This window comes from Streptomyces sp. TE5632, from assembly GCF_054061295.1.
Map to the genome: position 1 here is coordinate 4,367,736 of NZ_JBSSEA010000003.1, position 20,799 is coordinate 4,388,534.

Here is a 20,799-nt window from a genome sequence, read left to right on the forward strand (position 1 = left end):
TTGCCCGTACAGGGAGGCGGCATGACAGAGACGGCGAGCGGTCCGACACGGAGTTCCCGGGCCAAGAACACCAAGGCCGGCAAGGGACTGCGTATCGAGCGCATCCACACCACCCCCGGGGTCCACCCTTACGACGAGGTGGTCTGGGAGCGCCGTGACGTCGTCATGACCAACTGGCGCGACGGCTCGGTCAACTTCGAGCAGCGCGGCGTCGAGTTCCCCGAATTCTGGTCGGTGAACGCGGTCAACATCGTCACCAGCAAGTACTTCCGCGGTGCCGTGGGCACCCCGCAGCGCGAGACCAGCCTCAAGCAGCTGATCGACCGCATCGTGAAGACGTACCGGAAGGCGGGCGAGGACCACAAGTACTTCGCGTCGCCCGCCGACGCCGAGATCTTCGAGCACGAGCTGGCCTACGCCCTTCTGCACCAGATCTTCAGCTTCAACAGCCCTGTCTGGTTCAACGTCGGCACCAAGCAGCCCCAGCAGGTCTCCGCCTGCTTCATCCTGTCCGTCGACGACTCCATGGAGTCGATCCTCGACTGGTACAAGGAAGAGGGCATGATCTTCAAGGGCGGTTCCGGCGCCGGCCTGAACCTCTCCCGCATCCGCTCCTCCAAGGAGTTGCTGTCCTCCGGCGGCAACGCCTCGGGTCCGGTCTCCTTCATGCGCGGCGCCGACGCGTCCGCCGGCACCATCAAGTCCGGCGGTGCCACCCGCCGGGCCGCCAAGATGGTCGTTCTCGACGTGGACCACCCCGACATCGAGGGGTTCATCGAGACGAAGGTCAAGGAAGAGGAGAAGATCCGCGTCCTGCGCGACGCGGGTTTCGACATGGACCTGGGCGGCGACGACATCGCCTCCGTCCAGTACCAGAACGCCAACAACTCGGTCCGCGTGAACGACGAGTTCATGAACGCGGTCCAGCAGGGCGGCCAGTTCGGTCTCCGGGCCAGGATGACCGGTGAGGTCATCGAGGAGGTCGACGCCAAGGCGCTCTTCCGCAAGATCGCCGAGGCTGCCTGGGCCTGCGCCGACCCGGGCATCCAGTACGACGACACGATCAACAACTGGCACACCTGCCCCGAGTCCGGCCGGATCACCGCGTCGAACCCGTGCAGCGAGTACATGCACCTGGACAACACGTCCTGCAACCTGGCCTCGCTGAACCTGATGAAGTTCCTCAAGGACGACGGCAAGGGCACCCAGTCCTTCGAGACCGAGCGCTTCCAGAAGGTCGTCGAGCTGGTCATCACCGCGATGGACATCTCGATCTGCTTCGCGGACTTCCCGACCCAGAAGATCGGCGAGAACACGCGCGCGTTCCGCCAGCTCGGCATCGGCTACGCCAACCTCGGCGCCCTGCTGATGGCCACCGGTCACGCCTACGACTCGGACGGCGGCCGTGCCCTCGCGGGTGCGATCACCTCGCTGATGACCGGCACGGCCTACCGGCGTTCCGCGGAACTGGCCGCGGTGGTCGGCCCGTACGATGGCTACGCCCGTAACGCCGACGCCCACAAGCGCGTCATGAAGCAGCACTTCGACGCCAACGGCACGGCCGTGCGCATGGACGACCTGGACAGCCCGGTGTGGGCCGCCGCCACCGAGGCATGGCAGGACGTGGTGCGCCTCGGTGACAAGAACGGCTTCCGCAACTCCCAGGCGTCCGTGCTCGCCCCGACCGGCACCATCGGTCTGGCGATGTCCTGCGACACCACCGGTGTCGAACCCGACCTCGCCCTGGTCAAGTTCAAGAAGCTCGTCGGCGGCGGTTCGATGCAGATCGTCAACGGCACCGTCCCGCAGGCCCTGCGCCGCCTGGGCTACCAGGAGGAGCAGATCGAGGCGATCGTCGCCCACATCGCCGACCACGGCAATGTGATCGACGCCCCGGGTCTCAAGCACGAGCACTACGAGGTGTTCGACTGCGCCATGGGCGAGCGGGCCATCTCCCCCATGGGCCACGTCCGGATGATGGCCGCGATCCAGCCCTGGATCTCCGGTGCGATCTCCAAGACGGTCAACATGCCGGAGACGGCGACCGTCGAAGAGGTCGAGGAGATCTACTTCGAGGCCTGGAAGCTGGGCGTCAAGGCGCTCGCCATCTACCGCGACAACTGCAAGGTGGGTCAGCCGCTCTCCGCCAAGAAGAAGGACGAGAAGGCGGAGGTCACCGAGAAGGCCGAGGAGACGATCCGTGCCGCGGTCGAGAAGGTGGTCGAGTACCGCCCGGTCCGCAAGCGTCTCCCGAAGGGGCGTCCCGGCATCACCACCTCCTTCACCGTCGGTGGCGCCGAGGGCTACATGACGGCCAATTCCTACCCGGACGACGGACTCGGCGAGGTGTTCCTGAAGATGTCCAAGCAGGGCTCGACCCTCGCGGGCATGATGGACGCCTTCTCCATCGCGGTCTCCGTCGGCCTCCAGTACGGCGTCCCGCTGGAGACGTACGTCTCGAAGTTCACCAACATGCGCTTCGAGCCGGCCGGTATGACGGACGATCCGGACGTGCGGATGGCGCAGTCCATCGTCGACTACATCTTCCGCCGACTGGCGCTGGACTTCCTGCCCTTCGAGACGCGCTCCGCGCTCGGCATCCACTCCGCCGAGGAGCGTCAGCGCCACCTCGAGACCGGCTCCTACGAGCAGTCCCTCGACGAGGCCGAGCTCGACGTCGAGGGCCTGGCCCAGTCCGCGCCGCGGACCCAGGAGCTGAAGGCGGTCGCCGCGCCGAAGGCCGAGGCCGAGGCGGTCAAGCCCGCCCCGCAGCAGGCGCACACCAGCGCCGAGCTGGTCGAGATGCAGCTGGGCATCCAGGCCGACGCTCCGCTCTGCTTCTCCTGCGGCACGAAGATGCAGCGGGCCGGCTCCTGCTACATCTGCGAGGGCTGCGGCTCGACCAGCGGGTGCAGCTGAGACAGGGTCTGACACCGCCGGCACCGGTGCGTCCGTCCGGTGACCGAGTGGTGGAGAGTGCGGGAGTGGGGCACCAGCCCATGGGCTGGTGCCCCACTCCTCTGTCTCTTCTCCCGATGCTTCCCGAGCCGCTGGGCGGCCGAGCCGCTGAGGGTTCGGGTCATGCCCTGCGGGCCGCTCCCATCGCACGGGTGAACGTCACCGGGTCGTCCAGGAAGCCCTCGACGCCGGGGTGGAAGTCCCATGCGCCGGTGTCGTCCCGGGTGAACTCGGCGACGATGGCCGCCGTGGCTCCCGGGACACCGCCGAAGTCGTCCTCGGCCAGGACGGTGTACCCCTGACGGACGCGCAGACCGGGGTGAGCCACGCCGGAGAAGGTCCGCCGCGTCTGATGCTGCTGAATGACGACGCCGACCACCACGCGCGCGTACCGCGCGTCGAGCCGGTTCAGCTCCAGCGTCATGACCTCGTCGAAGCCGAAGCCCAAGCCGTCCCTGCTGTCCCGGTTCAGCGTGATGGTGCCGTCGGGGGAGCGGCTGTCGAAGTGCACCACATAGGAGGGATCGCCGTGTGGATCGCTTGCCGGGTAGGGCGCGGCGACGAGATCGAGATCGGTGGACGGTTGTCCCGCGGGACTCGGGTCCCACCTCAGCGCGATCTCGACCTTGCCGATGCCCTTGTTGACACCGTTCACCCATTTCCCCTTCCCTGCGCGACCATCCTGCCCTTTCAGCCCAACTGCCGGGCAACTCCGGCAGGTTGTCCATCCTGTCATGTTCGGCCGGGTAAGTGCGGTGAAGCAGTCCGGACGAGGGTGACCGACGCCACGCTCCGCGGCCTTACGATGGCGCGGTGCTGGTCAAGTGGATTCGCTGCACCGTGGTGGACCGCCGGGGGTTCGAACGGGGACAGCGGAAGTGGGCGGGGCTTCTGGGGGAGCCGGGATTTCGTGGACAGGGCGGAGGATGGAGCCGGGCACGACAGGATGTGGCGCACATCTTCTCCTTCTGGGAGAGCCGCGCCTTCTACGACTCGTTCATGGCGCGTTCCCATGATCGGCTCGCCTCGGCCCAGGCGGGCACCTTCAAGGACGCCCAGGTCCGGCTCTTCGACCACCGCTTCGACGTGAAGACGGGCTTCGAACCGCGTTTCACGGACGTGGACCTGCTGCGAGTGGCGCTGTGCCGGGTCCACGAGGAGCGGGCGGAGCACTTCGTGCTGATGCACGAGAAGGTCTGGAACCCGGCGATGGCGGGCTCGCCCGGCATGGTGCGAGGTCTGTTCGGTGAGGCACCCGGCAACGAGTTCCTGGTGCTGTCGATGTGGTGGTCTGCGGCCGAGCACGGCAAGTACCGCACCGAGCGCGTGGAACGTCTCGCCCTGAGGGCTCAGACGGAGGCCGACATAGCGGCCCTGACGGGGGACGTCGTCGACATGGAGCCGGTCTGGACGGTCTGACGACCACGCGCACCGAGAGCGTCGCCCTGTATGTGACGTGTGTGAGTCATGTGGCTTGTGTGCCCCGTGGGGTGCGGATCGTGGCGCTGTCCGTGGTGCAGGAAATGTGTGACCTGTGCCGTACGGGGTGCGTACGGGTGCTCGGCCGGTCGCCACCCGTTCTAGGGTTTCGGCATGGCACGACCACGGCGCATCGTCCTTGTCCGGCACGGTGAATCAACGGGCAATGTTGACGACTCCGTTTATGAACGCGAACCCGATCACGCGCTGGCCCTGACCGAGCGGGGCCGGCGGCAGGCGGAGGAGACGGGTAAGCGGTTGCGCGACCTGTTCGGCCACGAGCGCGTCAGCGTGTACGTGTCCCCCTACCGCCGTACGCACCAGACGCTGAGCGCCTTCGGTCTCGACCCGGGGCTCATACGTGTGCGTGAGGAGCCGAGACTGCGCGAGCAGGACTGGGGAAACTGGCAGGACCAGAAGGACGTGTGCCTCCAGAAGGAACGCCGGGACGCTTACGGCCACTTCTTCTACCGCTTCGCCCAGGGAGAGTCCGGCGCCGACGTCTACGACCGGGTCGACGGCTTCCTGGAGAGCCTCTTCCGCAGTTTCGACGCCCCCGACCATCCGCCGAACGTCCTCATCGTGACGCACGGTCTGGCCATGCGGCTGTTCTGCATGCGGTGGTTCCACTGGACCGTGGCGGAGTTCGAGTCCCTGTCGAATCCGGGGAACGCCGAGACGCGGATGCTCGTTCTGGGCGAGGACGGCAAGTACACGCTCGACCGGCCTTTCGAACGCTGGCGAGAGCCGGAGCCGTATGGGATCACCGGATAGAGTGGCAGGGCGATGACCGCTGACTTCTCCTTTGCCGGGCGCCTGGACCGCGCCCTGGCCAGCCTGCGCGGACTGTCGGTGGGGGACGCGCTGGGCTCGCAGTTCTTCGTTCCGGGGAACTACCCGCTGCTCATGCGCCGTGAACTGCCCCCAGACCGCTGGCAGTGGACGGACGACACGGAGATGGCCTGCTCGGTCGTCGCCGTCCTGGCCGCTCACCAGCGGATCGACCAGGAGGCCCTCGCGCAGTCCTTCGCCGGGCACCACGACTTCGACCGAGGCTACGGACCCGCGGTCGGCAGGCTGCTGCGGCTGGTCCGTGAGGGCGGCGACTGGCGAGAGCTCGCCGCCGGGCTCTTCAACGGTCAGGGTTCCTGGGGCAACGGGGCGGCGATGCGCATCGCACCGCTGGGTGCCTGGTACGCGGACGATCCGGAGCAGGCCGCCCACCAGGCCGAGATCTCGGCCTACCCCACCCACCAGCATCGTGAGGCCGTGGTCGGTGCGATGGCCGTCGCCGCGGCAGCCGCGCTCGCCGCCGCCCCCGGGGGGACGCCGGCTCCGGAAGCCCTCCTCGACGGGGTCGTCGCCCTGGTGCCCAAGAGGAGCGCGGTCGGTGCGGGGCTGCGCCGGGCCCGGGACATGCTCGACTTCGGTGATGTGGCCACCGTCGCCGCCGTACTCGGCTGCGGACGGCGTACGACGGCCCACGACACCGTGCCCTTCGCGCTGTGGTCGGCCGCGCGGTCCCTGGGCGACTACGAGCAGGCGTTCTGGACGACGGCCCAGGCGGGCGGAGACGTGGACACGACGTGCGCCATCGTGGGCGGGGTGGTCGCGGCGGGGGAGGCCGGGATGCCGCCTTCCGGGTGGATCGAGCGGGTCGAGGCGCTGCCGAGCTGGATGCCGGTGTCGCTCTAGCCGCCCGTCCGGAGCCGCCGGTCCGTCCGGAGCGGTCCGGAGCCGCCCGTCCGGGCCGGCACGGCCTGACCCTGGAGGACATCGTCGCGGATGCCCTGCACTCGGTGATGCGCGAATGCGATTCCACGCGGGCCGAGGGGTTCCGTGCCGTGTTTTCCGGAGGGGTGTGGAGCCGGTCATCACGATGCTCCAGGAGGTGATCGAGCCCGGGACCGAGCGCGAGGAAGTGCGTCCGGACGCGGCGAACGGCTATGTCTTCGACGTCATCCCGGCGATGACGATGTGCCGCTCCACCATGTGCGGAAGTGAACGGCCGGACATGGGTGGGGAAGAAATGACCGGCCGGCTGATGGTTTTGCTGCTGCGGCCGAGCGGCTCCTGAGCCGGGTCGTCGTGGACCGTGACATCGTTCGGGGAACCTGGGTGTCGCGGGCCGTTCCGGGCGGCGTACGCTAAGGGCGCCATGCCGTACGAACCACCAACTCACACCGTCGAGCGCTCTCTCCGCGCCACGACCGGGGCGAAGATCGTCGCAGGTGTCGACGAGGTGGGGCGCGGCGCCTGGGCCGGTCCCGTCACCGTCTGCGCGGCGATCACCGGACTGCGTCGGCCCCCTGAAGGTCTCACCGACTCCAAGCTCCTCACCGTCAAGCGGCGCGCCGAACTCGACCGGACGCTGAGGAGTTGGGTGACGTCGTACGCCCTGGGGCACGCGTCCCACGAGGAGATCGATCAGCTGGGGATGACGGCCGCGCTGCGGCTGGCGGCGGTACGCGCGCTCGAGGCGCTGCCGGTCCGGCCCGACGCGGTGATACTCGACGGCAAGCACGACTATCTCGGGGCGCCCTGGCGGGTCCGAACCGTGATCAAGGGTGATCAGTCGTGCGTGGCGGTCGCGGCGGCCTCGGTGATTGCCAAGGTGCACCGCGACAAAGTGATGGCCGAACTGGGTGCCGACCATGCAGACTTCGGTTTTGCGGACAACGCCGGGTATCCGTCACCCGTGCACAGGGCCGCGCTGGAGGTCCGGGGACCCACCCCCTACCACCGGTTGTCGTGGGCGTATCTTGATGCGCTGCCCCAGTGGCGGCATCTCAAGAAGGTCCGCAACTGGGCGGACGGAAGCGTTCCGGAGGTCGAGGGCCAGCTCGGCTTCGACTTCTGACGGTTCCGTTCGCACTCATGTGCCACCCGGCGGCGCGAGCCGTACCAATGTTTGATAAAAATCAGCCCATGCCTCTCATTCCCGAGGAGCCTCAGATTCACGAGAGTGCCCAGGGTCCCCGCGCCACTCCGGCCAGCAGCCGTACCGCGCCGACCCCCCGCCCCGTACCCGGTCCCCGCCCTGTGGCTCCGCCGCGTCCCGGTCGTCCCGGCCCGGCCCGGCCGGCGCCCCCGGCGCAGCGCACGCCGCGCGATGCCACTGCGGCGGCCAAACCCGTCCCGCCGAAGCCGGCCGCCGCTGCCGCGGACGGCACCCAGATCCAGCTCGTTCCGGCCCCGGTCCAGGGGGCGCTCGACGCCGCCGAGGAAGCCGTGGACCTGCTGCTGGACTCGGGCCGTGCCCCGGGCGACGTGCTGGTGATCACCACCGGCGAGCCGCACCCGTGGGCCACCCACGAGCTGTCCTTCGGTGAAGCGTCCTACTGGGCTCTGCACGACGCCGGTGACGACGTCTTCCACACGGACGTCGCCGGTGCGGAGCGTGCCGGGGCGCGGCCCGTCGTCGTGGTCGCCGTCAACGGCGGTCCCGAGTCGGTGACCGCGTCGGCCCTGTCCGTCGCCCACGCCAAGGCCACCGCTCTGCTGATCGTCTGCGGTGACCCGAAGCGGATCAACTCGGTGATGAGCGCGGGCGTCTGAGCCGACTCCCTGGCGCCCGTCAGTACGGGCGCCAGGTCCCGGTTCTAGGGGCGCCGTGGGCCCTCAGCGTGCCGCCGCGCGGCGCAGGACCTCGGACGCGACACCGCCGGTGCGCGGTATCCGCGGCGGTGCCTCGGCCGTGGCGAACGGCTCCGGCGCCGAGTCGGCGCTGGGCCGGCGCCCCCCGCGACCCTCGCCGAGCACCTGCCAGCCGTCACGGGTCAGCGTGATGTACGCCCCGCAGCGCAGCCCGTGCAGCGTGCAGGCGTCCCGCAGCCCCCACATCCACGCGCCGTCCTCCTCCGTCCAACGCGCGTCGCCGTCACGGCAGTAGAGCAGCACGGCGGTACGCACCGGGGTGCGGCGCCGCAGATCGTGCGGGATGATCCGGCGCAACTGGGACAGCAGCGCGTTACGGAACATCCAGCCGTCCGCCGGGGCGGGACTGCGGGTGAACGAAGCGCTCGCCCGCAGTCGCTCGTCCGGGTCGAGCACGGCGACGACCGCGGTCGTCGGCCCGGGACGATGCCGGGCGTGCAGACCGCTGACGACCTCACGCGGGTTGCGCAGCAGCGGAATTCCCGCGGCAGCCCACTCCGCGGGTTCGAGCACACGAGTGGCGGACGTCGACAGTGATGCGGCCGAGGACGAAGCGAATCCGAAGGTCACGGTCCTCCCTTCGGCTACGCCCGGACTGCGGGCGGGGGCGGATTTCGGGGAGCGCGCACGCAACAGAGCCCAACCTGATCGGCGGAAGAACCGTGCGGGTGCGGACCTCAATTCTTCCCGTCGAACCTGGATGCGGCAACGAGCAATCACGCGGGGAGACTGGTATCTCATGATCAGCGGCTTATATCCCTGACGGGTGTACCGGGCGCGGTCCCTGCGGAGCGTCAGCCCTGTACGGCCAGTACCAGGGGCAGCACCCCCTCGGCGCCGGCCCGCCGGAGCAGGCGTGCCGTGACCGCGAGGGTCCAGCCCGTCTCCGTGTAGTCGTCCACCAGAAGCACCGGCCCCCGGGCCTCGGCGAGGGCCGCGGCGAGAGAGGAAGGGACGGCCAGCGCCCCGTCGAGGGCCTTCAAACGCTGCGCGCTGTTGCTCCGGGACGCCGGCCGGGCCTCGTCCGTGTACTGCACGGAACCCAGCAGGGGCAGGCGTCCGACCTCCGCGATGCGCGCTCCCAGCGACTGGATCAGGGCGGGACGGGTGCGGGAGGGGAGGGTGACCACACCGACCGGCCGGGGCTGGGCGTTTGGCGCTCCCGACGCCCAGCCGCCGGGCCCCTTGGCCCAGTCGGCCAGCACATCCACCACGGCCTTCGCCACGTCGTCGGGCACGGGCCCGTCCGGGGTCTGGGGCACGAACAGCGGACGCAGCCGGTTGCCCCAACCGATGTCCGACAGGCGCCCCAACGCCCGGCCCTGAGCGGTCTGTTCCCCGGCCGGGATGCGCCCCTTGAGGTCCATGCCGATCGCCGGAAGCCCGGTGGGCCACATGCGCCGCGGTTCCACCTCCACCCCCGCCCGGCCGAGATCCACGCGGGCCGCCTCGAGCGACGTGGGAGAGGCCTCGGGGATGTAGCGTGCGCCCGCGCAGTTGTCGCAGCGGCCACAGGGTTTCGCGCCGGCGTCGTCCAACTGGCGCTGGAGGAACTCCATCCGGCAGTCCGCGGTCGTCACGTACTCGCGCATCGCCTGCTGTTCGGCCCCCCGCTGGCGGGCCACCCACGCGTACCGCTCGGCGTCGTACGTCCATGGCTGACCGGTCGCGATCCAGCCCCCCTTGACCCGTCGCACCGCCCCGTCCACGTCGAGGACCTTGAGCATGGTCTCCAGCCGGGAGCGGCGCAGCTCGACCAGGGGTTCGAGGGCGGGCAACGACATGGGCCGGTCCGCACGGGCGAGGACGTCGAGTGTGCGGCGCACCAGTTCCTCCGGGGGGAAGGCGAGGGACGCGAAGTACGTCCAGATCGCCTCGTCCTCCTTGCCCGGGAGGAGCAGGACTTCGGCATGGCGCACACCACGGCCGGCGCGGCCGACCTGCTGGTAGTAGGAGATGGGAGAGGACGGCGAGCCGAGGTGGACCACGAATCCCAGGTCCGGCTTGTCGAAGCCCATGCCGAGGGCGGAGGTGGCGACCAGGGCCTTCACCTTGTTGGCGAGCAGGTCCTCCTCCGCCTGTTGCCGTTCCGCGTTCTCCGTCTTGCCGGTGTACGAGGCGACGGTGTGGCCGCGCTGCCGCAGGAAGGCGGTCACCTCCTCGGCGGCTGCCACGGTGAGGGTGTAGACGATCCCGGAGCCCGGCAGCTCGTCGAGGTGATCGGCGAGCCAGGCCATCCGGTGCGCGGCGTCCGGCAGGCGCAGCACACTCAGGCTCAGGCTCTCCCGGTCCAGCGGACCCCGCAGCACCAGGGCGTCCGAGGTGCCTCCCGTGCCGAGTTGCTCCGCGACGTCGGCGGTCACCCGGGCGTTGGCGGTGGCGGTGGTGGCCAGGACGGGAACGCCGGGTGGGAGATCGGTGAGCATGGTGCGCAGCCGGCGGTAGTCGGGGCGGAAGTCGTGGCCCCAGTCGGAGATGCAGTGCGCCTCGTCCACCACGAGGAGTCCGGTCGCGGCGGAGAGTTTGGGCAGCACGTGATCACGGAAGTCGGGATTGTTCAGCCGCTCCGGACTCACCAGCAGGACATCGACCGCGCCCGCGGCGATCTCGGTCTGGATGGTGTCCCATTCCTCGCTGTTGGAGGAGTTGATGGTGCGGGCGTGGATACCGGCTCTGGCCGCGGCCTCGACCTGGTTGCGCATCAGCGCCAGGAGGGGGGAGACGATCACTGTGGGGCCGCTGCCCCGGGCCCGCAGCAGAGATGTGGCCACGAAGTAGACCGCGGACTTGCCCCAGCCCGTGCGCTGGACGACCAGGGCCCGGCGCTTGTCGGCGACCAGCGCCTCGATCGCTCGCCACTGGTCCTCGCGCAGCCGGGCATCTCCCGAGGCATCCCCGACGAGCCGGGCGAGGACGGCGTCCGCCGCCGTCCGGAGATCCGCGTTGTTCGTGTGCTCCATGAGTCCCATACAACAGGACGGCAAGGACAGCCGGGCGGCGGTGTGGGGCGGTGAGAGGGTGGATCTTGTGTGGTAATCGGGTCGCAGTGGAAGCGGAAACGCAGGTCAGGCGGGTGTGTGACGTGTCCCCGACGGGAGTTGTCCACAGGGCGAGCAGAGTTTCCCGATCCGCGAAATCTTCTTCTCATGACGAACCGCAGCGAAACGAACGGATCCCCCGAAAACGACGACATCGCCGGGCGGAAGCGGGACGCGCGCGCCGGCCTTCCGGGCCCCGAGGACGTCGTCCATCCCGCCGAGCTACCACCGCAGAGGAAGCACGACGGCGAGCACACACACGCACGGCGTACAAAGGACATCGCCTGCACTGCCTACGGCAACCATGGGGACGCGCAGCAGGTCACGCTGCGCACCCCCGCCGAACTCGCCGACGCACTGCCCTACCTCCTCGGCTACCGGCCCGAGGACAGCATCGTCCTGGTCGCCCTGTACGACAAGGACGGACGGAGCCGGTTCGGCGGTCGTGCCAGGCTCGGCATCCCCACGCACAAGGACGACTGGCCCGCGGCCGCCCGGCAACTGGCCCAGGGGCTGGTGACGGGCAGCGAGCGCCGAGGAGCCAAGCCCGAGCAGATGGTTGTCTTCCTCTGCCAGGAACCGGGCAGCCGCGAACCCGGAGCGCAGGTCAAGGAGCGGTTGGGCCCGCTCGCTCACGCGCTGCGCGTGGAGTGCGGTGCCCTCGACGTTCCCGTGGTGGAGGCCCTGTGTCTGTCGGACGGCCGCTTCTGGTCGTACTGCTGTGACGACGAGGCATGCTGTCCGCCGGAGGGGACGCCGATGGGGTTGCCCGGCACCTCGGTGCTGGCCGCCGCCGCGACCTACGCCGGGCTTCAGGTCCGGGGCACGCTGCGGGAGCTGAGGGCGAGGTTCCTCCCGCGGGAGGACGCCGCCGCCCTCGAACAGGAAACCGCCCTGGACACCGCCAGCAAGGAGCTGATCCCCAGGATCCTCGATGCGGCGGGCCGATGCCAGGTCGCCGAAAGGACGCTGGAACTGGCCGAGCAGATCATGGGCCGGCTCGCCGGCGTCCCACCCGTGCCCGGCATGCTCCCGGCGGATCTGCGGGACGACGAACTGCTCCGGCACGACGAGGCGGCGACGCTGATCCTCGGTCTGCAGGACCGGACGACCCGGGACCGCGCGGCCGCGTGGATGGAGGGCGAGGAAGCAGGTCCCGCGCTCCGGCTGTGGCGGGCCCTGGCACGCCGCTGTGTCGGTTCGTACGGCGAACACGCCGCGGCGCCCCTGACGCTCGCCGGCTGGGTCGCGTGGTCCACCGGCGACGAACTGGAAGCCAGGGAGGCGCTTGCCATGGCCCTGGGCGCCGATCCCGACTACCTCTTCGCCCGCCTTCTGCACCAGGCCTGCAACGAGGGCCTCGACCCGGAATCGATCCGCCGATGCCTGCGAGCGGAACGCGAGAACCACGGGAAGACGGACCACGGTGGCCCGGCCGCCGCCCCTCCGGCCGCTCTCGTCACCGACCCGGCCGCCGGGACCGGCGCGGGGGAGGACACCGGGGCGCCGGGCGTACGGGAGCCGGATGCCGGGGAGGGGGCCACGCCTTCCGCGGAGGCGGCATCCGTACGGCACGAGATGTCCCCGTACCGCCGACGGCGCACGCATGTCTCCGGTACCGGTGGCGGGTCCCCGAGCCGGCCGCGTTCGGACGGACGCCGGCCGAGCGCGCGGATTCCGTATCCCCGCGATCCCCGTACCGTGATCGGTGGCACGCGTCCGGGTGGGGCGCGCCCCGGGCACGAGGGGCCGGGCGCCACGCGTTCTCGTCGCACGGCCTCGCCGGAAGGTGCGCGGTCCCGGCCCCGGCCCCGGCCCCAGGGCCGGGGGAGTGCGGGAGCGGAGTGACCGAGCTCAGTGACTGAGTGGGGGAGGGCGATGCCGCCGGCGGACGGTGCGCCCTCCGAGTCCCCGCCGTCCGGGTGAGCGGGTGAGCGGGTGAGTTGGCGAGCCGACGAGCCGACGGGTCAGCGAAGAGAGTGTTTATCGTCAGGGAGACGACTATGATCGCCGCATGTCCTACGACCCGTCAGCCTTTCCGCCCTTCGCCGTCACCGTGGACCTGGTCGTGCTGACCGTGCGCCGCCATGCCCTGTGCGCGCTGGCGGTACGCAGGGGCGAACCGCCGTTTCAGGGGCGCTGGGCGCTGCCCGGCGGATTTGTGCGGGCCGACGAGGACCTGTCCCAGGCCGCGGCGCGTGAACTGGCGGAGGAGACCGGGCTGCGGGTGCACGACCCCGCTGCCCCCGCCCAGGCCGACGGCGCGCACCTGGAACAGCTCGCCACCTACGGCGATCCCAAGCGCGACCCCCGGATGCGTGTCGTCAGCGTCGCGCACCTCGCGCTCGCTCCCGACCTGCCCGCGCCCAGGGCGGGCGGTGACGCCAGCAACGCACGTTGGGCCCAGGTCGAGGAACTGCTGCAACAGGCGGGGTACGGCAGAGGCGACGAGCCGGTGGTGCCCCTCGCTTTCGACCACGCTCAGATCCTGGCGGACGGGGTGGAGCGCGCCCGTTCCAAGATCGAGTACTCGTCGCTGGCCACGGCCTTCTGCCCGCCCGAGTTCACCGTCGGTGAGCTGCGCCGCGTCTACGAGGCCGTGTGGGGGGTGGCGCTGGACCCGCGCAACTTCCACCGCAAGGTGACGGGAACGCCGGGCTTTCTGGTTCCGACGGGCGGCACGACCACCCGCCAGGGCGGTCGCCCCGCTCAGCTCTTCCGAGCAGGCGGAGCCACCCTGCTCAATCCGCCGATGCTGCGCCCCGAGGTGTGACACAGGAGGCACATCGCGCATCCCGCACGGCTGATTCCCCGTCCCCAGCAGGCCTGGTGATGCCCGAAAAACCCGATATGGCGCGCTATCTTGCTTCGGGTGATCCAGGCCTTCGGACTGACCAGCAACCCTCGCAAAGAGCTTCCGCCCGCCGTCGACGACGTCTCCTTCGAGGCGCACGCAGGCCACGTCACCGCGCTGCTCGGAGCACCGGGCGCAGGCAAGACGACGGTGCTCAGACTCATGCTCGAACTCCAACCGGGCCGTGGGATCACCTATTTCAGAGGCCGTCCCCTGCACCGCATCGGCCACCCGTCCCGTGAAGTCGGCGTGCTGCTGGGTGAAGTGCCGGGTCATCCCGCACGCACCGTCCGCGGGCACCTGCGCATGCTGTGCGCCGCCGCGGGAGTCCCGGTCCGCCGTGCCGACGAAGTCCTCGAAGCCGTCGGGCTGGTGAGTCTGCGCGAGGAACGCCTAGGCACGCTCTCGCGCGGTATGGACCGACGCCTCGGGCTGGCCTGCGCGCTGCTGGCGGACCCGCACACCCTCGTGCTCGACGAGCCCGCTCGCGAACTCTCCGCAGGCGAGAACCGCTGGCTCCACGGAATGCTCCGGGCTTACGCGGCCCGGGGCGGCACCGTCCTGAGTGCGACGGCCGACCCCAAGGAGGCGGCGCGGGTAGCGGACCGGGTGGTCACCCTCGAGCGGGGCCGGGTCGTGGCCGACCAGCCGGCCGCGGACTTCTCGCGCACCCGACTTCGCCCCCGCGTCGCCGTCCGCACACCACACGCCGCCCGTCTGGCCGCGCTGCTCGCCAAGGAGGCCCGTACCGACCGGCGTTCCGTGGAGGTGGCTCAGGAGGGCGGCAACCGCATCTCCATCTACGGCAGTACCTGCGCCGACGTGGGTGAGATCGCGTTCCAGAACGGCGTCGTCGTACACCAACTCGCGGATGAGATCGGGGACATGGGCCCCGGCGCGGGTATGCCGCACACCGAGCAGCCGTCGACCCTCTCGGGCGAGCCGTCCTCCGCCGCCACGCCGCCCTCTGCCGCCACGCCGCCCTCTGCCGCCACGCCGCCCTCTGCCGCCACGCCGCCCTCCGCCGCCACGCCGCCCTCCGCCGCCACGCCGCCCCCTGTCGTCGAGCCGTCCCCCGTCGTCGAGCCGTCCCCTGCCGTCGGACCGTCCTTCGGCCCGCTGTCCTCCGCCGCCGAGAGCCCGGCCGAATCCCGTGCCGGTGGCGGAGACCGTCTCCCGGAGTCCTCGGTCGGTCTGCCGCCTCCCATTTCCGTCCGTCCCGCCCCCCGCCCCCTCCGTCCGGTGCGCTACGAAATCCGTCGGGTCACCGGCGTCGGTACCGGGTTCCTCGTCGGCGCCGTCGTGCTTGCGGTGTCCATGCTCACCGCGGTACTGCTGGCCCGCACCGGGCACACCCCGCAGCCGCGGCTGCTCGCAGCGTGGCCCAGGGAGTTGCCCCTGCCGCCCGCGGCCCTCGGGGCGGGGCTGCTCGGCGCGCTGGCCTCCGGTGACGAGTTCCGCCACCCCGCTCTGGCGGCGGACCGGGGCAGCGTGCCCCGGCGCCTGGGGCTGCTGACCGCGAAACTCCTCGTCGCCTCGGCCACTGCGCTGGTACTGGCCGTGCTGGCGATCGGGTGTGACGCCGAAGTGCTCTATCTCGTGTACGGCCGGGAACTCGTCGAAGTCCCCGGCGACTGGTTCCCGCTCGGGGTGAGTTGGCTCGGACTCGCGATCGGGTGCGCCTGGACCGGGGTGCTGGCGGCGGGGATCTTCCGGTCCACCGCCGCCGGGCTCGCCGCGGTCGTCGCCGTGCCCCTCCTCGTCGTTCCCCTGGTGCGGGAGGCGGTGAGCGGGCCGTCGGTGCGGACCACGACGGGGTTGCCGCTGCGGCTGCGTGAAATGTTCCCGCTCCAGTGGCCCTTCGGGGGCGAGCGTTACCTGGAGGGCGCGTTGTGGATGTTCGCCCAGCCTGTGGGCGGTGCCCTGGCGCTGTCGCTGGCGGTGCTGCTCTGCGCGTATCTGCTCACATGCTTGCGGAACAGGGCCCGTTGACGACCGACCGTGACTCAGTCGGTCCGTCCATGCCGACAACTCCCCGGAGAGGGCCCACTTCTTTCCGATAAGGCGTCAATTGCGACGGGGTGAGCGATCACCCTTTCGTGTGCTTTTCACCAAACTCCTCAAGGGAGTTGGGAACAGCGCCGACAAAAGATGCGTGAGTACCCTTGCGCACACCATGATGACCACCGCCCGCTCCGCAGACTCCAGCCTCGCGAGCCCGGGTGAAATCGACCGCTACCCCTATGCCGACACGCCCGTCGGCGGCCGCGCCGGGGCGTCTGTCTGGGACACCGAGCCCGAACTGGGCCGCGCGGGCCGCCGCGCCGCGGGCAGCCGCGGACGCGGGCTGCACGGCCAACTCGTCCAGCAGCTGGGTCAGATGATCGTTTCGGGTGATCTGGGAGCCGACCGCCCCCTGGTTCCCGAGGAGATCGGCCAGCGTTTCGAGGTCTCCCGCACCGTCGTCCGTGAATCGCTCCGTGTCCTGGAGGCCAAGGGCCTGGTCAGCGCCCGCCCGAACGTCGGTACGCGCGTGCGCCCGGTCAGCGACTGGAATCTCCTCGACCCGGACATCATCGAGTGGCGGGCCTTCGGGCCCCAGCGGGACGACCAGCGCCGTGAGCTCTGCGAGCTGCGCTGGACGATCGAGCCGCTGGCCGCCCGTCTCGCCGCCGGGCACGGACGTGAGGACGTTCAGCAGCGTCTGTCCGACATGGTGGAGATCATGGGCCACGCGATGGGGCAGGGTGACGCGCTGACCTTCGCCCGGGCCGACTCCGAGTTCCATTCGCTGCTCATCCAGGTCGCCGGCAACCGCATGCTGGAGCACCTTTCCGGGATCGTGTCCGCTGCCCTGCAGGTCTCGGGTGGGCCGACCACGGGCTGTGAGCGGCCCAACGAGACCTCGCTCGCGCACCACGGCCAGATCGTCGACGCCCTCGCCGGTGGTGACGGCGAGGCGGCCGAGGCCGCCATGAGCCAGCTGCTGATGGTCCACCCCGTGGTGCCCGCCCCGCGCGAGCACTGAAACCCCGCGCGTACCGAACGCCCCCGCGCGAGCACTGACCGCGTTCCGGAGGCGGTCGGGTCCGGCACGCCACCCCCTCCTGTGGCAGCGTCCGACCGATGAGCCGCCCCTGCCGGACCCCGCGGGATCACCTTTGATCCCGCGGGGTCCTACAGTGGTGAAGGGGCCGTAAGGTCCGGCACCGTGCCGCTGTCATCCCCGAGTGGCCGTTTCTGTCCCGGTCTGATTGATTCTGGACACTTACGGGGTGTGACTCGGGCCACGCGGATTGGGCGTAACACTCCTGGAAAGAACGCGATGACCTAAGAGGTGGCAGTCGCGGAGGGAATACGGACGCCGTTCACGGCGCTGTGTACCTCCCCGGCCCCCGCCCGCACCGTCGGCCCATCCCCAAGTCGGCGGTCGGCTCCTGTCCGTCGTGGACGGGGCCGGAAGCCGTTATTCAACGTTCCGAGAGGTTGTTCGTGTCGGCCAGCACATCCCGTACGCTCCCGCCGGAGATCGCCGAATCCGTCTCTGTCATGGCGCTCATCGAGCGGGGAAAGGCTGAGGGGCAGATCGCCGGCGATGACGTGCGTCGGGCCTTCGAAGCTGACCAGATTCCGGCCACTCAGTGGAAGAACGTACTGCGCAGCCTCAATCAGATCCTCGAGGAAGAGGGTGTGACGCTGATGGTCAGTGCCGCGGAGCCCAAGCGCACCCGAAAGAGCGTCGCAGCGAAGAGTCCCGCCAAGCGCACCGCCACCAAGACGGTCGCGGCGAAGGCGGCGACCACCCGGAAGACCAGCGCCTCAGCCACACCTGCCGCCTCCGCCGCGGACGCCGTCGCCGAGGAGGAGGCGCCCGCCAAGAAGGCGGCCGCCAAGAAGACCACCGCGAAGAAGACGGCCGCCAAGAAGGCCACCGCCAAGAAGGCGGCCGCCAAGAAGGCCGCGGCCAAGAAGGACGACATCGAGGCGACGGACGAAGAGACCGTCGAGGAGACCAAGGCGACGGAGGAGCCGGAGGGCACGGAGAACGCCGGTTTCGTCCTGTCCGACGAGGACGAGGACGACGCGCCCGCCCAGCAGGTCGCCGCCGCCGGTGCCACCGCCGACCCGGTCAAGGACTACCTCAAGCAGATCGGCAAGGTGCCCCTGCTCAACGCCGAGCAGGAGGTCGAGCTCGCCAAGCGGATCGAAGCCGGTCTGTTCGCCGAGGACAAGCTGGCCAACTCCGACAAGCTGGCGCCGAAGCTCAAGCGCGAGCTGGAGATCATCGCCGAGGACGGGCGCCGTGCCAAGAACCACCTCCTGGAGGCCAACCTCCGTCTGGTGGTCTCCCTGGCCAAGCGCTACACCGGCCGCGGCATGCTCTTCCTGGACCTCATCCAGGAGGGCAACCTCGGTCTGATCCGCGCGGTGGAGAAGTTCGACTACACCAAGGGCTACAAGTTCTCCACCTATGCCACCTGGTGGATCCGTCAGGCGATCACCCGCGCGATGGCCGACCAGGCCCGCACCATCCGTATCCCGGTGCACATGGTCGAGGTCATCAACAAGCTCGCGCGCGTGCAGCGCCAGATGCTCCAGGACCTGGGCCGTGAGCCCACCCCGGAGGAGCTGGCCAAGGAACTCGACATGACCCCGGAGAAGGTCATCGAGGTCCAGAAGTACGGTCGCGAGCCCATCTCCCTGCACACCCCGCTGGGTGAGGACGGCGACAGCGAGTTCGGCGACCTCATCGAGGACTCCGAAGCGGTCGTCCCGGCCGACGCGGTCAGCTTCACGCTTCTGCAGGAGCAGCTGCACTCCGTCCTGGACACCTTGTCCGAGCGCGAGGCGGGCGTCGTCTCCATGCGCTTCGGTCTCACCGACGGTCAGCCGAAGACCCTCGACGAGATCGGCAAGGTGTACGGCGTCACGCGCGAGCGCATCCGCCAGATCGAGTCCAAGACCATGTCGAAGCTGCGCCATCCGTCCCGTTCTCAGGTGCTGCGCGATTACCTCGACTAGGACTAGGCCGCCTGGTCCGCCCGGGTGACCGCCGTGCCGCGACGGGCAGCCCCGTCCGAGGCGTCTCCACCCAAGCGTCGAGCCACGTGTCCACTGAGGCCCGGTCCCGTTCTCGGGGCCGGGCCTCAGTGGTGTTCCGCGGGTGCGTGGCGCGACGAGGTGGATCACTCTGGGTGTCCCATCAACGCCCCAGTGTGAGGAGTGCGCATGCGTCGTCGCCTAGCTCGGATTCTGGCCCGACCACTGGCCCTCGCCGCCGCAGCGACCGCGATACCGCTGGCAGCGGCCGCTCCGGCGGCTCCAGCGGTCCCGGGCGGTGTCGTCGTCGGAGGATTCCCGGTCGATGTGTCCGAGAGCCCGTGGACGGTGGCACTGGCCAGCCGTGACCGGTTCGGAGGTACCCGAGCGGGGCAGTTCTGCGGCGGTGTGGCCGTCGGCCGGACCACCGTGCTCACCGCTGCCCACTGCATGGACAAGGAGATCCTGGGGGCGGCGCCGGACCGGGTGCCCGACCTCAGGGTGATCTCGGGCCGTACGGACCTGCTCTCGGACCGGGGCGAGGAGATAGCCGTCCGGAAGACCTGGGTGAACCCGGGCTACGACCCGGTCAGCAACTCCGGCGACTTCGCCGTACTCACCCTGGCCGCAGCGCTGCCCTCGGAGTCGGTCATAGGCATGGCCGCCGCGGGTGATTCCGGATACCAGGTCGGCACGGCCGCGACCGTCTACGGCTGGGGCGACACCACGGGCGCCGGTTCCTTCGCGGGCAGCCTGCACGCGGCACGTGTGCGTGTCCTGCGCGACACCCTGTGCGAGACCGCGTACCCGGGCGGTGACGAAGGCGAGTATCGCGCGGGGACCATGCTGTGCGCCGGTGAGGAGGCCGGCGGGCCGGATGCCTGCCAGGGGGACAGCGGTGGGCCGCTGGTGGCCCGGGGGCAGCTGATCGGCCTGGTGTCCTGGGGGAGCGGCTGCGGTTGGGAGGGCAGTCCGGGGGTCTACACACGTGTGTCCGACGTCGCGCGGACTCTCGGTCGAGCACCGGTCTGACGGTCGTGAACATGACAGTCATGAAAGAGCGCCTCAAGGCGCCTGGAAGGCCCTGAGGCGGGTCCCGGACGGCTCACGGGGAGCGGTCCTCGGGAGCTTGCCGGGTGCTTCTCGCGGTACTCCTTGCGTGCAGGGAGGGTGACCGCTTCCGCTTCGGGGGCGGTCACCCTCCCTGTCGGCCCGTGAGGGGCCGGCCCGTCGTGGTGCGCGAGGTGTCAGCGCTCTTCCTCGGCGGCACCCGCCGAAGGCGAGATCAGCCGCTCCGTCTCGTCCTGTATCTCGGCGGCGATCTTCTTGAGTTCCGGCTCGAACTTGCGGCCGTGGTGGGCGCAGAAGAGCAGTTCTCCGCCGCTCAGCAGGACGACGCGCAGGTATGCCTGGGCGCCGCAGCGGTCGCAGCGATCGGCGGCCGTCAGCGGGCTCGCGGGGGTCAGAACAGTAGTCACGTCGCCTCTTCTCTAGCTCGACGAGCTGTCGTACCAGGGTCAACATCCAACCAGCCCCAAACGTTCCCGCTCGTGGCTTCTTCTCGAAAAAATCTTTCCGAGGTGGCTGGGTGCTGCCGGTTGGGGGCGAATGTGCCGTATCGCGTGGCTGTGTCGTCGTACGGATTCGCGTCGGATCGATGGTGGTCGGCCCTCCCGGCTGGGTTGCCGGTTGTTATTGAGGACGTGCCCGGAGCCTAAATGGTTCATGCCTGGAAGGGAACGTGATGTGTGCTTCACTCCATCGAGGGATCGA

General features: G+C 70.1%; 17 protein-coding genes. 13 read left to right on the forward strand and 4 right to left on the reverse strand.

The window, feature by feature from the left end; all coding sequences use genetic code 11:
- Positions 1-21: 21 nt before the first annotated feature.
- Entirely contained in the window at positions 22-2,919 is a 2,898-nt protein-coding gene (locus tag ACVW19_RS25175; RefSeq protein ID WP_457461968.1) for a vitamin B12-dependent ribonucleotide reductase, read from the forward strand.
- Positions 2,920-3,079: 160 nt separating this feature from the next.
- Here ACVW19_RS25175 and ACVW19_RS25180 read toward each other — a convergent pair whose 3' ends face one another.
- A complete protein-coding gene (locus ACVW19_RS25180; RefSeq protein ID WP_457461970.1) occupies positions 3,080-3,613 on the reverse strand; it encodes a TerD family protein in 534 nt (177 codons plus the stop codon).
- A 158-nt stretch (positions 3,614-3,771) separates the two neighbouring features.
- Between ACVW19_RS25180 and ACVW19_RS25185 the strand changes: the two genes are divergently transcribed.
- The 6 genes from ACVW19_RS25185 to ACVW19_RS25210 all read left to right on the forward strand — a co-directional run bounded on the left by ACVW19_RS25185 (position 3,772) and on the right by ACVW19_RS25210 (position 7,995).
- Positions 3,772-4,377: a YdbC family protein gene (locus tag ACVW19_RS25185; RefSeq protein WP_109380122.1), complete on the forward strand. Its 606-nt coding sequence runs from the start codon at positions 3,772-3,774 to the stop codon at positions 4,375-4,377.
- 174 nt (positions 4,378-4,551) lie between these two features.
- On the forward strand, positions 4,552-5,211 hold the full coding sequence (locus ACVW19_RS25190) for a histidine phosphatase family protein (protein WP_457461973.1): 660 nt from the start codon (positions 4,552-4,554) through the stop codon (positions 5,209-5,211).
- 12 nt (positions 5,212-5,223) lie between these two features.
- Positions 5,224-6,132, forward strand: a complete 909-nt coding sequence (locus tag ACVW19_RS25195; protein ID WP_457461975.1) for an ADP-ribosylglycohydrolase family protein — start codon at positions 5,224-5,226, stop codon at positions 6,130-6,132.
- Between the two features lie 184 nt (positions 6,133-6,316).
- A complete protein-coding gene (locus ACVW19_RS25200) occupies positions 6,317-6,514 on the forward strand; it encodes a hypothetical protein (RefSeq protein WP_457461976.1) in 198 nt (65 codons plus the stop codon).
- 81 nt (positions 6,515-6,595) lie between these two features.
- Positions 6,596-7,297, forward strand: coding sequence for a ribonuclease HII (locus ACVW19_RS25205; protein WP_457461977.1), 702 nt, complete (start codon positions 6,596-6,598; stop codon positions 7,295-7,297).
- A gap of 68 nt (positions 7,298-7,365) precedes the next feature.
- A complete protein-coding gene (locus ACVW19_RS25210) occupies positions 7,366-7,995 on the forward strand; it encodes a hypothetical protein (protein WP_457461979.1) in 630 nt (209 codons plus the stop codon).
- Positions 7,996-8,058: 63 nt separating this feature from the next.
- Here the strand turns inward: ACVW19_RS25210 and ACVW19_RS25215 are convergent, their stop codons facing one another.
- Both ACVW19_RS25215 and ACVW19_RS25220 read right to left on the reverse strand, forming a co-directional pair.
- The gene (locus tag ACVW19_RS25215) at positions 8,059-8,664 is read right to left on the reverse strand and encodes a hypothetical protein (RefSeq protein WP_457461981.1); all 606 of its coding nucleotides are present in this window, start codon (positions 8,662-8,664) and stop codon (positions 8,059-8,061) included.
- 224 nt (positions 8,665-8,888) lie between these two features.
- A complete protein-coding gene (locus ACVW19_RS25220) occupies positions 8,889-11,054 on the reverse strand; it encodes a RecQ family ATP-dependent DNA helicase (protein WP_457461983.1) in 2,166 nt (721 codons plus the stop codon).
- 186 nt (positions 11,055-11,240) lie between these two features.
- Here ACVW19_RS25220 and ACVW19_RS25225 point away from each other — a divergent pair, with 186 nt between their 5' ends.
- The 6 genes from ACVW19_RS25225 to ACVW19_RS25250 all read left to right on the forward strand — a co-directional run bounded on the left by ACVW19_RS25225 (position 11,241) and on the right by ACVW19_RS25250 (position 20,058).
- Entirely contained in the window at positions 11,241-12,980 is a 1,740-nt protein-coding gene (locus ACVW19_RS25225) for a DUF4192 family protein (protein ID WP_457461985.1), read from the forward strand.
- Positions 12,981-13,146: 166 nt separating this feature from the next.
- Entirely contained in the window at positions 13,147-13,905 is a 759-nt protein-coding gene (locus ACVW19_RS25230) for an NUDIX hydrolase (protein ID WP_457461986.1), read from the forward strand.
- A gap of 99 nt (positions 13,906-14,004) precedes the next feature.
- Positions 14,005-15,978: an ABC transporter ATP-binding protein gene (locus tag ACVW19_RS25235; protein WP_457461988.1), complete on the forward strand. Its 1,974-nt coding sequence runs from the start codon at positions 14,005-14,007 to the stop codon at positions 15,976-15,978.
- Between the two features lie 163 nt (positions 15,979-16,141).
- Positions 16,142-17,014 carry a FadR/GntR family transcriptional regulator gene (locus ACVW19_RS25240; protein ID WP_457461990.1) on the forward strand — a complete coding sequence of 291 codons (873 nt, stop codon included), beginning with the start codon at positions 16,142-16,144 and terminating at the stop codon, positions 17,012-17,014.
- Between the two features lie 464 nt (positions 17,015-17,478).
- Positions 17,479-19,008: an RNA polymerase sigma factor gene (locus tag ACVW19_RS25245; protein ID WP_457461992.1), complete on the forward strand. Its 1,530-nt coding sequence runs from the start codon at positions 17,479-17,481 to the stop codon at positions 19,006-19,008.
- A 207-nt stretch (positions 19,009-19,215) separates the two neighbouring features.
- Positions 19,216-20,058: a S1 family peptidase gene (locus tag ACVW19_RS25250; protein WP_457461994.1), complete on the forward strand. Its 843-nt coding sequence runs from the start codon at positions 19,216-19,218 to the stop codon at positions 20,056-20,058.
- A 215-nt stretch (positions 20,059-20,273) separates the two neighbouring features.
- Here ACVW19_RS25250 and ACVW19_RS25255 read toward each other — a convergent pair whose 3' ends face one another.
- Positions 20,274-20,504 (reverse strand): DUF7455 domain-containing protein, encoded by a 231-nt coding sequence (locus tag ACVW19_RS25255; protein ID WP_457461996.1) that lies wholly within the window; start codon positions 20,502-20,504, stop codon positions 20,274-20,276.
- Between the last annotated feature and the right edge of the window lie 295 nt (positions 20,505-20,799).

Excerpts from the sequence above, each read along its gene's own strand:
- ACVW19_RS25230 (WP_457461986.1), top strand. The coding sequence starts at position 13,147 with ATGTCCTACGACCCGTCAGCCTTTCCGCCCTTCGCCGTCACCGTGGAC.
- ACVW19_RS25210 (WP_457461979.1), top strand. The coding sequence starts at position 7,366 with ATGCCTCTCATTCCCGAGGAGCCTCAGATTCACGAGAGTGCCCAGGGT.
- ACVW19_RS25200 (WP_457461976.1), top strand. The coding sequence starts at position 6,317 with ATGCTCCAGGAGGTGATCGAGCCCGGGACCGAGCGCGAGGAAGTGCGT.
- ACVW19_RS25175 (WP_457461968.1), top strand. The coding sequence starts at position 22 with ATGACAGAGACGGCGAGCGGTCCGACACGGAGTTCCCGGGCCAAGAAC.
- ACVW19_RS25250 (WP_457461994.1), top strand. The coding sequence starts at position 19,216 with ATGCGTCGTCGCCTAGCTCGGATTCTGGCCCGACCACTGGCCCTCGCC.
- ACVW19_RS25190 (WP_457461973.1), top strand. The coding sequence starts at position 4,552 with ATGGCACGACCACGGCGCATCGTCCTTGTCCGGCACGGTGAATCAACG.
- ACVW19_RS25195 (WP_457461975.1), top strand. The coding sequence starts at position 5,224 with ATGACCGCTGACTTCTCCTTTGCCGGGCGCCTGGACCGCGCCCTGGCC.
- ACVW19_RS25225 (WP_457461985.1), top strand. The coding sequence starts at position 11,241 with ATGACGAACCGCAGCGAAACGAACGGATCCCCCGAAAACGACGACATC.
- ACVW19_RS25205 (WP_457461977.1), top strand. The coding sequence starts at position 6,596 with ATGCCGTACGAACCACCAACTCACACCGTCGAGCGCTCTCTCCGCGCC.
- ACVW19_RS25220 (WP_457461983.1), bottom strand. The coding sequence starts at position 11,054 with ATGGAGCACACGAACAACGCGGATCTCCGGACGGCGGCGGACGCCGTC.